General features: G+C 55.5%; 11 protein-coding genes. 3 read left to right on the top strand and 8 right to left on the bottom strand.

Annotated elements, in window-relative coordinates; all coding sequences use genetic code 11:
* Window positions 1–119: 119 nt before the first annotated feature.
* Window positions 120–1,520, bottom strand: coding sequence for a nucleobase:cation symporter-2 family protein (locus OC597_RS23795; protein ID WP_261260293.1), 1,401 nt, complete (start codon window positions 1,518–1,520; stop codon window positions 120–122).
* 242 nt (window positions 1,521–1,762) lie between these two features.
* Here OC597_RS23795 and gltS point away from each other — a divergent pair, with 242 nt between their 5' ends.
* Entirely contained in the window at window positions 1,763–2,974 is a 1,212-nt protein-coding gene (gltS, locus tag OC597_RS23790) for a sodium/glutamate symporter (protein WP_261260292.1), read from the top strand.
* Between the two features lie 58 nt (window positions 2,975–3,032).
* On the opposite strand, the gene recG is transcribed toward gltS, so the two are convergent.
* The 5 genes from recG to gmk are packed head-to-tail and all read right to left on the bottom strand — an operon-like array spanning window position 3,033 to window position 8,896.
* The gene (gene recG / locus OC597_RS23785) at window positions 3,033–5,114 is read right to left on the bottom strand and encodes an ATP-dependent DNA helicase RecG (protein WP_262210722.1); all 2,082 of its coding nucleotides are present in this window, start codon (window positions 5,112–5,114) and stop codon (window positions 3,033–3,035) included.
* Window positions 5,111–5,806: a tRNA (guanosine(18)-2'-O)-methyltransferase TrmH gene (gene trmH, locus OC597_RS23780; protein WP_261260290.1), complete on the bottom strand. Its 696-nt coding sequence runs from the start codon at window positions 5,804–5,806 to the stop codon at window positions 5,111–5,113. The genes recG and trmH overlap by 4 nt, the downstream gene beginning before the upstream one ends.
* A 5-nt stretch (window positions 5,807–5,811) precedes the next feature.
* Window positions 5,812–7,923 (bottom strand): bifunctional GTP diphosphokinase/guanosine-3',5'-bis pyrophosphate 3'-pyrophosphohydrolase, encoded by a 2,112-nt coding sequence (gene spoT, locus OC597_RS23775; RefSeq protein ID WP_261260289.1) that lies wholly within the window; start codon window positions 7,921–7,923, stop codon window positions 5,812–5,814.
* A 19-nt stretch (window positions 7,924–7,942) separates the two neighbouring features.
* Window positions 7,943–8,218 carry a DNA-directed RNA polymerase subunit omega gene (rpoZ, locus tag OC597_RS23770; RefSeq protein ID WP_004953385.1) on the bottom strand — a complete coding sequence of 92 codons (276 nt, stop codon included), beginning with the start codon at window positions 8,216–8,218 and terminating at the stop codon, window positions 7,943–7,945.
* A 54-nt stretch (window positions 8,219–8,272) separates the two neighbouring features.
* Window positions 8,273–8,896, bottom strand: coding sequence for a guanylate kinase (gene gmk / locus OC597_RS23765; RefSeq protein ID WP_085120070.1), 624 nt, complete (start codon window positions 8,894–8,896; stop codon window positions 8,273–8,275).
* A 284-nt stretch (window positions 8,897–9,180) separates the two neighbouring features.
* Between gmk and ligB the strand changes: the two genes are divergently transcribed.
* The gene (ligB, locus tag OC597_RS23760; RefSeq protein ID WP_262210719.1) at window positions 9,181–10,914 is read left to right on the top strand and encodes an NAD-dependent DNA ligase LigB; all 1,734 of its coding nucleotides are present in this window, start codon (window positions 9,181–9,183) and stop codon (window positions 10,912–10,914) included.
* On the opposite strand, the gene OC597_RS23755 is transcribed toward ligB, so the two are convergent.
* The gene (locus OC597_RS23755; RefSeq protein WP_085120066.1) at window positions 10,889–11,506 is read right to left on the bottom strand and encodes a trimeric intracellular cation channel family protein; all 618 of its coding nucleotides are present in this window, start codon (window positions 11,504–11,506) and stop codon (window positions 10,889–10,891) included. The genes ligB and OC597_RS23755 overlap by 26 nt on opposite strands.
* Before the next feature lie 282 nt (window positions 11,507–11,788).
* Between OC597_RS23755 and OC597_RS23750 the strand changes: the two genes are divergently transcribed.
* Complete coding sequence (locus tag OC597_RS23750; protein ID WP_207980009.1) at window positions 11,789–12,223, top strand: DUF3574 domain-containing protein; 435 nt, start codon at window positions 11,789–11,791, stop codon at window positions 12,221–12,223.
* A 38-nt stretch (window positions 12,224–12,261) separates the two neighbouring features.
* Here the strand turns inward: OC597_RS23750 and OC597_RS23745 are convergent, their stop codons facing one another.
* Window positions 12,262–13,446, bottom strand: coding sequence for a NupC/NupG family nucleoside CNT transporter (locus tag OC597_RS23745; protein WP_261260286.1), 1,185 nt, complete (start codon window positions 13,444–13,446; stop codon window positions 12,262–12,264).
* Window positions 13,447–13,704 lie beyond the last annotated feature (258 nt).

Raw genomic sequence — 13,704 nt, 5'->3', positions numbered from 1 at the left:
CGCATCGGTCAAAAAAGATACCCTGTTTATGCCGTAATTGGCCGGGCATCTCAAGTGCAATGGTCTGATAGGCAATAAAAAACGGCCGCAAGCGGCCGTTTAACCGTCAGTGTGGCTGATTACGGCTTTTCGTGTTCGTGCGGGAATACCAGGTTCAGCACGATGGCGGTGATGCCGCCGGCCGCAATGCCTGAGGAAAGCAGGGTTTTCAGCCAGTCCGGTGCGAACTGCAGGATCAGTGGTTGCTGGGAAACGCCCATGCCCACCGCCAGCGACAGCGCCATGATCATGATCGCACGGCGGTTCAGCCGTTCGCGTGACACGATACGCACGCCGGATGCGGCAATGGTGCCGAACATTACCAGGGTTGCGCCGCCCAAGACCGGTTCAGGAATGTGCTGCACGAATCCGGCTACCGCCGGGAATAATCCCAGCACGATCAGCATCAGCGCCACCACGAAACCGACATAACGGCTGGCAACGCCGGTCAACTGGATCACCCCATTGTTCTGACCAAAGCAGGAGTTGGGGAAGGTGTTGAACACCGCTGACAGCATCGAATTCAGGCCGTTGGCCAGCACGCCGCCTTTCAGGCGCTTCATATACAGCGGGCCGCTGACCGGTTGTTCCGACACGTCCGAGGTGGCGGTGATATCGCCAATGGTTTCCAGTGAGGTGACCATAAAGATCAGCATCAGGGGTAACAGCAGGTTCCAGTCAAAGCCCAGACCGTAATACAGCGGCGTTGGGATGATGATCGCTGCCGTCTCTGGAACCGGTTGGCTTGTTGGCAGCATGTCCATGGCCCAGGCCAGCAGATAACCGACCGCCATGGCAATCACCAGAGAGGCGACGCGCAGGTACGGGTTGCGTTGACGGTTTAGCAAGATAATCACCAATAATACCGCACCGGCCAGCAGCAGGTTTTTGGGGGCACCGAAGCTACCCCCGTTCATCGCGGCATAGCCACCGCCGATGGAGGTCAACCCAACCTGGATTAGCGATAAACCGATAATCATCACCACGATGCCGGAAACCAGCGGGGTGATAATGCGTCGTGCCAGGTGCAGCACGCGTGATAGCAAGATCTCGGTGCAGGAAGCGACCATCAGTGTGCCAAACAACGCTGCCATCATGGTCGGTACGTCGGCACCGCCATTTTTCAGTGCCAGCCCACCCATAATCAGCGGCGCAACAAAGTTAAAACTGGTGCCCTGAATTGACAGCAGGCCGGAACCGACCGGCCCCCAGGTTTTAATTTGCAGGATAGAGGCCAGACCGGAGGCAAACAGCGACATGCTGATGATGTGTTGAGTATCCTGTGCCGGTAAACCTAACGCCTGACAGATCAGCAGAGCCGGGGTGATCACCGCAACGAACATGGCCAACAGGTGCTGGCTAGCGGCAAACAGCGTCTGCGGCAGCGGTGGGCGGTCTTCCAGGCGATAAATCAGTTCACTGTTGCGGGCAGGGGAGGATGCTTTTTGCACAGCATCAAGCTCGGCGGATGGCATGGTCATGGTGTGGCATTTCCAGAAACGGCAAAGCAGGCATTTTAATGATTTGCCCCACAAAAGCAAACGGTTGCGCGTTAATGTTTTGTTAGTGTTATCGCCGGTTATGTCGCATTTTTATTCATTTTTTCTTGTGTTATCAGCGTTTTTTACTTCTAATCCTGCACTCATCAAGTTTTAAAAACTAAGCGGTTTTCTATAACTTATTATTTCTTAATTGGATCTTTCCCCTTACATGGAGTACCTGGATGTTTCATCTTGATACTTATGGCACGTTAGTCGCGGCAACATTGGTTTTGCTCCTTGGGGGCAAATGCGTTACCAGCATTCCCCTGTTGAGAAAATACACCATCCCTGCCCCTGTCGCCGGTGGTTTACTGGTGGCACTCCTGCTGTTAGCCCTGAAAAAGCTGGTTAACTGGGAAATCAGCTTCGATATGTCGCTGAAGGACCCGTTGATGCTGGCTTTCTTCGCCACCATCGGTCTGAATGCCAACCTGGCGCGCTTGCGTGCGGGCGGCAAAGCATTAATGGTGTTCCTGTTTGTGGTGCTGGGCCTGCTGCTGGTGCAGAACGCCATCGGCATCGGCATGGCGAAAATGCTGGGTCTGGATCCGCTAATGGGTCTGATCGCCGGCTCCATTACGTTGTCCGGCGGACACGGTACCGGGGCAGCCTGGAGCAAGCTGTTTATCGAGCGCTACGGGTTTGAAAATGCCACGGAAGTGGCGATGGCCTGTGCCACCTTCGGACTGGTATTGGGTGGCCTGATTGGCGGGCCGGTGGCGCGCTACCTGGTGAAGCACTCTTCCACGCCGGAAGGCACGCCGGATGACAGTGTCCAGCCAAGCGGTTTTGAAAAGCCGGAGAGCGGCCGTTTGATCACCTCGCTGGTCATGATTGAAACCATCGCCATGATCGCTATCTGTCTGAGTCTGGGGCAGCTGATTTCCGGCTTACTGAGTGGCACGGTGTTTGAACTGCCAAACTTCGTCTGCGTGCTGTTTGTTGGCGTGATCCTCAGCAACACCCTGGCTTTCACCGGCTTTTATACCGTGTTTGAACGTGCGGTATCGGTGCTGGGTAACGTCAGCCTGTCGCTGTTCCTGGCCATGGCGCTGATGAGCCTGCGGCTGTGGGAGCTGGCTTCGCTGGCCTTGCCGATGCTGGCGATCCTGGCGGTGCAAACGCTGGTGATGGCGCTGTACGCGATTTTCGTCACCTATCGGGTGATGGGCAAAAATTACGATGCAGCGGTACTGGCTGCTGGTCACTGTGGCTTCGGTATGGGCGCTACGCCAACGGCGATCGCCAATATGCAGGCGATTACCGATCGCTTCGGTCCGTCGCACCTGGCGTTTCTGGTGGTGCCGATGGTGGGGGCGTTCTTTATTGATATCGCCAACGCGATTGTGATTAAGCTGTACCTGCTGTTGCCGGTGTTCCCGACGATTGGCTGATTAAAGCGTCGTAATAACGAAAAAGGCGCCAATCGGCGCCTTTTTCTATGGTGGGCGATTAGGCGTTGGAGTAACGCGCTTTTTCCGGTAACCAGCGTTCAATCAAGGCACGGGCATGTTCCGGATACTGCTGATGGATATGGCGGGCGACACGTTGCACTTCCGGGATCATCGCCTGATCGCGCAGTAAATCGGCCACTTTGAACTCTGCACTGCCGGTTTGACGTGTGCCCAGCAACTCGCCGGGGCCACGGATCTCCAGATCTTGCTGTGCAATGACGAAGCCGTCATTGCTGTCACGCAGCACCTGCAGGCGTTTTTGTGCCGTTTTGCTCAGCGGCGTTTTGTACAACAAAACGCAGTGGGACGCGACAGCACCACGACCCACGCGGCCACGTAGCTGATGCAACTGCGCCAGCCCCAACCGCTCCGGGTTTTCGATGATCATCAGGCTGGCATTAGGCACGTCGACCCCGACTTCGATCACCGTCGTTGCCACCAGCAGCTGGAGTTCGCCTTGTTTAAAGGCCTGCATCACCGCCTGTTTCTCTTGCGCTTTCATTCGGCCATGTATCAGCGCGACTTTCAGTTCCGGCAGCGCGACTTTCAGCTCTTCCCAGGTGGCTTCTGCCGCCTGGGCTTCCAGAACTTCAGACTCCTCAATCAGCGTACAAACCCAATACGCCTGTCGGCCTTCTTCGATGCAGGCGTTTTTCACTCGCTGAATAATATCGGCACGCCGGGTGTCGGGAATGGCGACGGTAGTGACCGGCGTTCTGCCTGGGGGCAGTTCGTCGATCACCGAAGTGTCGAGATCGGCATAGGCGGTCATCGCCAGCGTGCGTGGGATGGGCGTGGCGGTCATGATCAACTGATGGGCATGGAAGCCTTGCTCCTCACCCTTCTCCCACAGTGCCAGCCGCTGGTGTACGCCAAAACGGTGTTGTTCGTCGATGATCACCAGCGCCAGGCCGGAGAACTGCACCTGTTCCTGGAAGATGGCGTGCGTACCGACCACCATCGACACCTGTCCACTGGCAATTGCCTCTTGCTGCGCGATGCGTGCCTTGCCTTTTTGTTTGCCGGCCAGCCAGCCGACTTCCAGCCCCAGCGGTTCAAACCACTGGCGGAAATTGTTGGCGTGCTGTTCGGCCAGCAACTCCGTTGGCGCCATCAGCGCCACCTGCTTGCCGTGAGCTATAGCGCGCAACGCGGCTAGCGCGGCCACCAGCGTTTTGCCGGAGCCGACGTCGCCCTGTACCAGCCGCATCATCGGGAAGCCTTTTTGCATATCGGCTTCGATATCGGCCACTACGCGGTCTTGCGCGCCGGTCGGTGAAAACGGCAACTGGGCGAGGAATTGTTTTTTAAGCCGATCATCAGGCATCAGTGGCAACGCCTGATAGCTCTGAGCACCGGCTCGTACCGCCAGCATGCTGAGGTTATGTGCCAGCAGCTCTTCCAGGATCAGGCGTTTTTGCGCCGGGTGTTTACCCAGTTCCAAATCTGCCAACTGGATGTCCGGCGGTGGGCGATGCAGGGTATGCAACGCCTGTGGCAGGCTCATTAACCCACCGCTCAGTTCTGGCGGCAGCAGTTCGGCAATGGCGCAGGTATCCAACAGCTCCAGTGCCTGATCGGTCAGCTTGCGCAGCGTGGCCTGCCGAATGCCTTCGGTGGTGGGGTAGACCGGCGTCAGTGACTCTTGCAGCTCAACCTCGCTGCTTTCTCCCTGAATGCGGTATTCCGGGTGAATAATTTCTGCGCCGTGATTACCCCGTTTGACTTCACCATAGGCGGTGACACGACGGCCGGTGGCCAGGTTGTTCTTCATTGCCGCATTGAAGTTGAAGAAGCGCATGGTGAGCAGGCCGGTACCGTCACTGATCTGACAGGTCAGCATGCGTCGACGGCCAAAGCTAATGTCTGTGCGCAGTACTTCGCCTTCCACGGTGGCAAAAATGCCCGGCTGCAGATCGTTTATTGGATAGAGGCGGGTGCGGTCTTCATAGCGTAGCGGCAGGTGCAGCAGCAAGTCCTGAATGGTTTCCAGGCCAATTTTGGCCAGTTTACCCGCCTGGCTGGCACCAACCCCGGAAAGTGTGGTGAGTGGGACAGCATCCAGCAGGCGGCCTTTCATTTACGTACCGTCGCTTGCATGGTCGCCCACCATTCGGCATCGGCGACCACCTGGCCCTGTTCATCAATATGTGGACGCGGCAGCCTTTTACGCTTGGCCACGTTGGCTAGCACCGGATAGCCACCTTCAAACAGCAGACGTTGCTGCTCTTCCTGATTGAGCATGCTGTGCTCACGGCGATACATACCGGCGTTTTGCCGCTGGCGTTGCGCTTCGTACAAAATCAATGCTGAGGCGACCGACACGTTCAGCGACTGCACCATACCGATCATCGGAATGATGATGTCCTGATCGGCAAGCCGCAGGGCCTCTTCGGTGATGCCGGTTTTTTCCTGGCCCAGCAGCACGCAGGTCGGGCGGGTGTAATCCACTTCGCGGAAGTCTACTGCACGGGCTGACAGGTTAGTCGCCAGAATTTGCATACCCTGATCTTTCAGATGGGTCACGGCGTCGACAATGGTGGGATGGGTTTTGACATTTACCCAGCTGTTGCTGCCGGCCGCGGAGGAAACCAGGGTGCGCATGCGCGGGGTTGGCCACACGGCATGCACCTGATGCACGCCGACGGCGTCGGCGGTGCGGATAATGGCGGAGACGTTATGCGGTTTGTGCACCTGTTCCAGGCAGACCGTTAAATCCGGCTGCCGGGTGGCCAGCATTTCACGAATCCGCGCATAGCGTTCAGGGCTCATAAGCGCTAATTTCGGTTACGGTTAACTTTAATGACATCCGGCATGATACGGATTTTACGCATAATATTTGCCAGATGGATGCGATCGCGGGTGGTCAAGCGGATAAAGGCGCTATAAACCCGGCCGTCTTTCTCTTCGGTATTCAGGCTTTGGATATTGGACTCAGCCGCATTGATGGCTGCCGTCAGGTTGGCCAGCGCCCCCTGATGGTTAAACATGTCCACTTTGATCTCGGCAATGAATTCCTGCTCAATGTCTTTATCCCACTCTACCGCCATGAATTTCTCAGGCTCTTTCTGGTAGCCGCGGATATTCCGGCAGGACTCATGGTGGATCACCAGGCCTTTGCCTGGGCTGACGTGGGCGATGATCGGGTCACCCGGAATAGGTCGGCAGCATTTGGCGAAGGTGATCAGTACGCCGTCGGCGCCCTTGATCGCCAGGTTACGAACCCCGGAGGACGTGCCCAGATTGGACTGGTCACCCTGCAGGTTTTTCGCTACCACCACGCTCATGGCATTGCCCAGGCCAATTTCAGCCAGCAAATCATCCAGCGTCGCCAGCTTCATGCGATCCAACTCGTGTTGGATATTTTCCGGTGGAACCTCTGTCAGTTTGCGGCTGCCGCCTAACGCATGATTCAACAAGCGACGGCCGAGGCTGACCGAATCATCGCGTTTGAGGTTCTTCAGCATCTGGCGGATTTTGGCGCGCGCTTTTGAGCTGACGACAAAGTTCAGCCAGGCGGCGTTAGGCCGTGCGCCCGGTGCGGTGATAATTTCGACCGTTTGGCCGCTACTCAGTGACTGCGACAGCGGGTACGGCTGACGATCGACCCGCGCCCCAACGCAGGCGTGGCCGATATCGGTGTGTACCGCGTAGGCGAAGTCGACCGGCGTTGCGCCCGCAGGCAATTCGACAATGCGGCCTTCCGGGGTGAAAACGTAAATCTCATCCGGGAACAGATCGGATTTTACGCTCTCGATAAATTCAAACGAACTGCCGGCGCTTTGTTGCAGTTCCAGCAAGCTCTGCATCCAGCGCTGAGCGCGGATTTGTGCGGTGGTGCCGGTTTCGCCCTGTTCTTTTTCTTTATAAGCCCAGTGCGCGGCGACCCCCATTTCGGCCATCTGATCCATATCTTCGGTACGGATCTGCACCTCAACCGGTACGCCGTGTGGGCCGATCAGTGAAGTGTGCAGCGATTGATAGCCGTTGGCCTTGGGAATGGCAATATAGTCTTTGACCCTGCCCGGACGAGGTTTGTATAGGCTGTGAGCCTGACCCAGTACGCGGTAGCAGGTGTCGACTTCCTTCACGATCACCCGGAACGCGTAGATATCCATGATCGAATGGAAACGCTGTTCTTTCAGGTGCATCTTGAGGTAGATGGAATACAGATGTTTTTCCCGCCCGCTGACGCGGCAGGGAATGCCGGCCTCGGTCAGACGCCCTTCGATCTCGGAGAGAATCTTCTGGATCATCTCTTTACGGTTACCGCGCGCGGCTTTCACCACTTCTTTGATTACGCGATAACGGTTCGGGTACAACGCCTCAAAACCCAGCTCTTCGAGCTCGGTTTTCAGGTGGTGAATACCCAGACGATGGGCCAGAGGGCTGTAGATTTCCAGGGTTTCACGCGCAATACGCCGCCGTTTATCTGGGCGAAGCGAACCGAGGGTGCGCATGTTGTGCGTACGGTCGGCCAGCTTGATCAACACGACGCGGATATCCTGCACCATCGCCATGATCATCTTGCGGAAGTTTTCCGCCTGCGCTTCTTTTTTATCCTGGAACTTCAGCTTGTCGAGCTTGGATACGCCTTCAACCAATTCGGCAACGCTTTTGCCGAACAGCTGTTCCATATCCTGGTAGGTGGCCGGGGTGTCTTCGATGACGTCGTGCAGCAATGCTGCCATCAGCGTCTCATGGTCGAGACGCATTTCCGCCAGAATGCAGGCCACGGCAACCGGGTGAGTAATGTAGGGCTCACCGCTGGAGCGTGTCTGTCCCTCGTGAGCATCACGTGCAACGAGGTATGCCTGTTTGAGGCGCTTAATCTGCTCCTCAGGCAGGTAACGTTGAATCAGCAGATTCAGGCTTTCAAACAGGTACAAAGGCAGACTCGCAGTCTAATTAACGACGACCTTCAGCAATGGCGGTAACCGCTTGAATCTCGGCGGCTTCCTGCTCTTGCTGCTCCTGACGATCACGAACATCGAGGATCTGGCTGGTGATCAGGCCTTCTTCGATTTCGCGCAGCGCGATAACGGTGTACTTGTCGTTTTCTTCCGGAACAAGTGCATCTTTACCGCCAGTCTGGATTTGACGTGCCCGACGAGCAGCGACCAACACCAGGTCAAAACGGTTACCAATTTTCTCTACAGCGTCTTGAACAGTTACGCGTGCCATATTTGTGCTACTCCACAGGTGACGAAAAGACTGGGCATAATACTGAAACTGTCTTCAGTCTGCCAATAGTTTGCTGATTAAAGCGTCATGCCGCAGTAATTGGCGGCCTAAACGCAGGCGCTCGGCGCGAATAATGGTTTTCAGATCGGACAGAGCCAGATCGAAATCATCATTCACGATTAAATAATCATACTCCGCGTAGTGCGCCATTTCCGCCACGGCTTGCGCCATGCGTTTAGCGATCACTTCATCAGAGTCTTGCCCGCGGCCACGCAGGCGACGGCCAAGTTCTTCCTTCGACGGCGGCAAAATAAAGATGCTGCGTGCCTGGGGCATTTTTGCGCGAATTTGCTGCGCGCCCTGCCAGTCGATATCCAGGAAAACGTCTACACCGGTCGACAGCACCTGCTCAATGGCGGCGCGTGAGGTCCCGTAATAGTTGCCGAACACTTCGGCGTGCTCAAGAAAGGCATCCTGCTCAATCATTCGGCAGAATTCATCTTTTGAGACGAAGAAATAATGATCGCCATGCTGTTCACCCGGGCGGCTGTCGCGCGTGGTGTGCGAAACCGAAACCTGCGTGTCGTACAGCGGTTGCGTCTTTAACAAAGCCTGAATCAGACTTGATTTCCCTGCGCCACTGGGGGCAGAGACAATATAAAGTGTGCCTTGAGCCATGATGATGTTCGTTGGTAGCGGTTGATATGCCAATAACAGCGGATGTGTATTTTCTCCGCACAGTATACACGGCTAACGAGCCGGATGCAGCGTTAGCTCGCATTTTGCCCGCCGCTTTATGCTGAAAAAACCTCAAACGGGCTAGTTTGCGCAGCGTATCGCTAAATTTTGATGTTTTTCTGCAACGCGCTCTGCCTTTCTCGAGCAGTTTTGCACAACGTCTCATTGGGCATTGCCGCGTCCCCATTTCCCAGATTTACTGCCGGTTATCAGGGAGGTGCACAATGCGTAAAGGTGTGATGGGGATCGGGATGATCCTGCTGGCCAGTTTGGTATTTAGCGAGTCGCTGTGGGCGGAGGCTTGCCCAACATGGCGGCCGGAGCGACTGCAACTGGAGATAACCACGCTAAGAAACCAGCTTGAGCGCTGGGATGTGGCTTATTACCAACAGGGAAACAGTTTGGTTGAGGACGAAGTGTACGACAGCCTGCGCAAAAAACTGCGGCTGTGGCTTGGTTGCGTCGGGCTGGCATCGGCAGAGGAGTCTGTGCCGCTTTTACCGGCGGGCAAGGTGGCCCACCCGGTTGCGCATACCGGATTACGCAAATTGCCGGATCCTGCCGCAGTGGCCCAATGGCTGCACGGCCGCAGCGATCTCTGGGTTCAGCCAAAGGTGGACGGCGTAGCCATTACGCTGGTTTATCGTGACGGAGAGCTGGCGGCGGCGATCAGCCGCGGGAACGGGCTGAAGGGAGAGAACTGGCTGGAAAAGGTGCGTGCCATACCGGCGGTACCCACTAGCATCAAGGGCGCACCGCAGACGCTGATTCTGCAAGGTGAGCTGTTTCTGATGGTGAACGGTCATCAACAAAAACGCAATGGAGGCATCAATGCCCGGGCTAGGGTCGCCGGTGCGTTGATGAAAAAGAAGCCTTCACCGGTATTACAGCAAATTGGCCTGTTTGTCTGGGCATGGCCGGACGGCCCGCAAGCGATGTCGCAGCGTTTACACCAGCTTGCCGCCTTGGGCTTCCCTCTGGCCCGGGCTTATTCGCAACCGGTGAAATCATTGGCGCAAGTGCAGCAATGGCGGGAGCACTGGTACCAGGCCGCTTTGCCTTTTGTCACCGATGGTGTAGTGATCCATCAGGCGCGTTCACCGCAGGGAAGGTATTGGCAAGCGAAGCCCGGTGATTGGGCCGTTGCCTGGAAGTATCCGCCGGCGCAGCAGGTTGCGCAGGTCAATGGTGTCGATTTCAATGTGGGTCGAACCGGAAAAATTGCCGTGGTGCTGCGGCTTGAGCCCGTCAGGCTGGACGATAAATGGGTGACTCGGGTTAACCTCGGCTCACTACCCCGCTGGCAGCAGTGGGCGGTTGTGCCGGGTGATCAGGTGGCAGTTAGCCTGATGGGGCACGGCATTCCGCATCTGAATAAGGTGGTCTGGCGGGTAAAAGAAAGGTCGGTACCCAGTGCGCCAACGGCAGAACATTATCACCCGCTGAGTTGCTTTAGTTGGCGCCCGAATTGCCGTCAGCAATTTCTTGCCCGACTGGTGTGGCTAAGTGGCCGACAGGGGTTAAATCTCCACGGGGTCAGCGAATCCACCTGGCAGGCACTCATCGATCAGGGATTGGTACGGCATCTGTTGGATTGGTTGACACTGACGCCGGAGCAGTTGATGTCTGCCACTGGTATTGGCAGTAAGCGAGGGCAGAATATTCACCGGCAATTTCAACTGGCGCGGCAACAACCTTTTGCCCGCTGGTTAATCGCCTTAGGTGCGCCGCTGTCCTCGCAGCAAGCGGTGACGTTGAAAAGTTGGCATCAGGTCCAGCAATTGCCCGCCGAAGCATGGCGGACGATGGCCGGTATTGGAACCAAAAGGGCGCAGCAGATTGCCGATTTTCTCCAGCATCCGCCATTGCTGGCATTGGTCAACACGCTGGCATCCCAGGGAATAACCGGTTTTGCCCCCGAGGTGGACACTATTAATGATCCGGATGTTGGTAATTAAATACCGGTAGACCAAGACGAAAGCGCAGGGCGAGTAAGCGGGCACTGAGGCCAACGACCAGTGTGATGATCACCACCAGATTATGCGGCAGGCTGAAGTGTTGCAGGCCGATGTACAACCAGGCGGCGGCAAAGGAAATACCGGCATAGATTTCTTTCTGAAATACCAGCGGGATACGGTTGCAGAGCATATCGCGTAGTACGCCACCGAACACGCCGGTGATCACGGCGGCAATCGCGGCGATGATGGCGCCGTGCCCCATATCCAGTGCGACTTGCGCGCCGATGATTGAAAATACAATCAGGCCAACGGCATCCAACACCAGGAACAGGCGACGCAGGTGACGCATCAAGGGTGCCAGCCAGGTAGTGACAATCGCAGCAATGGCGACGATAACGATATATTCAGGATGTTTGACCCACCCCAGCGGAAAATGCCCGAGCAGCATATCGCGCACAGAACCGCCGCCGATGGCGGTAGCCGAAGCGATAATAATTACGCCAAACATATCCATCTGGCGACGGCCGGCGGCCAGTGCGCCGGTCATGGCTTCGGCAGTGATGCCGATGATATAAAGAACACTCAGTAACATAAGGTATTCACAGGGTGGGCGGGAATAAGTGTAATGGTGGAAGGGTAATCGCCGACGGGGTTCATCGCTACTGAGTTTTTCTAACGGGTGATGTTTCGGATTACTTTAATTAATCCATTGATGGATGGTTTTACTGGTTTATTGCCTTTTCTAACCTTTTGTTGCTAACAGCAGCATTAGAAATTTAGTGTTAGTTTCTATGGCTGACTATATTTATTGCATTCGGTCCGAGGCTACGCGTCGACGGCGGATACTGGTATTCACTAAGGAACATAAAGATAAATGAAAAACACCTACCTGCTGGCGACGGCTGTAACAGCGGCCTTACTGTTGAGCGGTTGCGTTGCTCCAGTTCCGAACACCGTACAGCAAAAGTCAGCGGCTTGCTCAGTAGGCGATCCCATGACGCAAACCACGCTTTATTTTGGCCTGAATCGTCCCGTGGGGCCGGTGATTAGCGCAGCAGAGTGGCAGAGTTTCGTTGATCGGCAAGTGACGCCGCGCTTTAAAGATGGGCTGTCGGTATTTGATGCCAAAGGGCAGTGGCTGGGTAATGACGGCAAGCTGGCGCGTGAGAACAGCAAGGCACTGATGCTGATCCATGCGTCGGGCAAGGAAAGTGAAACCAATATTGAGGCGTTGCGCAGCAGCTATAAGCAACAGTTTGCGCAAGACTCCGTGATGCGCGTAGACACGCCCGTGTGTGTCGCGTTCTGATGAAATCCCGGCCTGCAGGCCGGGAATAGGGATTTGGCTTACAGGACCAGCCCGGCGATGGCAGCCGAAAGCAGGCTGACCAGCGTTGAGCCGTAGACCAGTTTCAGGCCAAAACGAGAAACTACGTTGCCCTGTCGCTCGTTAAGCCCTTTGATTGCCCCGGCAACGATACCGATAGAGGCAAAGTTAGCGAAGGACACCAGGAATACCGACAGGATGCCCAGGCCGCGTGGTGTTAGCTCTGCCGCAATTTTTTTCAGTTCGATCATCGCCACAAATTCATTGGCTACCAGCTTGGTCGCCATGATGCTGCCTGCCCGTAGCGCATCCGGCGCCGGGATGCCGATCAGCCAGGCCAGCGGATAGAATACATAGCCCAGGATCTGTTGGAAACTGATACCGAACACCGCGGAGAACAGAGCGTTTACCGCAGAAATCAGCGCAATAAAGCCAATCAGCATGGCAGCGATAATCATCGCGATTTTGAAGCCCGCTAAAATGTACTCGCCCAGCATTTCAAAGAAGCTCTGATCTTCATGCAGCTTACTCAGCTTCAATTCAGGCTCATCGTCCAACTGATAAGGGTTGATGATCGACAAAATGATAAAGGTACTGAACATATTGAGGATCAATGCAGCGACCACGTATTGCGCATCGATCATCGACATATAGGCGCCAACGATGGACATGGATACTGTCGACATGGCAGTCGCCGCCATGGTGTACATGCGCCGTGGCGAGATATCGCCAATGATGCCCTTATAAGCGATAAAGTTTTCTGATTGTCCGAGCACCAGCGTGCTGACGGCGTTGAAAGACTCCAGCTTGCCCATGCCGTTAACTTTGGACAGCAGAGTGCCGACCAGACGGATAATCAGCGGTAAAATGCGAAAATGCTGCAAAATGCCGATTAGCGCAGAAATAAAGATAATCGGGCACAAAACCCCCAGGAAGATAAACGCCAACCCATCTTTGCTCATGCCGCCAAACACAAAGTCAGAGCCTTGCGCGGCGTAGGTCAGCAGCGTCTCAAAGAAGCCGGCGACGTGTTTGATGACGCTAAGGCCACTTTCTGAATGCAGGAAGAAATAGGCAAGGGCACCTTCGATGACCAGAAGCTGAATAATATAGCGCAGGCGGATTTTCTGGCGGTCATTGCTGACTAACAGGGCCAGGGCGATGATCACCACCAGGGCAAAAATAAATTGCAGAATTTGCGGCATAAAGGGTCCGTACAGCTTGCGGGCATGAAAAAAACACATTTAGCCACAGCTTGGCCCTCCTTTCATTACCTTAGGTGATAATTGGAATAAAATACTTTCAGTCAGCGAGATAAGTTACCGATTGCCACCCGTGCCCACTGGGTCACAGTTTTTCATAAACCCACACTGCTCCGTATCCGATGCATTTTTTGCGTTGTGACGCGCAAAGGTTCGCCGCTTCCAGGGTTGTTGCATAACGGCCTGGAACCCAATGCTCAG

It is taken from the genome of Serratia proteamaculans, assembly GCF_946227095.1.
In the GTDB taxonomy this organism is placed as follows: Bacteria; Pseudomonadota; Gammaproteobacteria; order Enterobacterales; family Enterobacteriaceae; genus Serratia; species Serratia proteamaculans_E.
The sequence above is the reverse complement of the archived record's forward strand: the minus strand, read 5'-3'. Positions and strand labels throughout refer to the sequence as shown.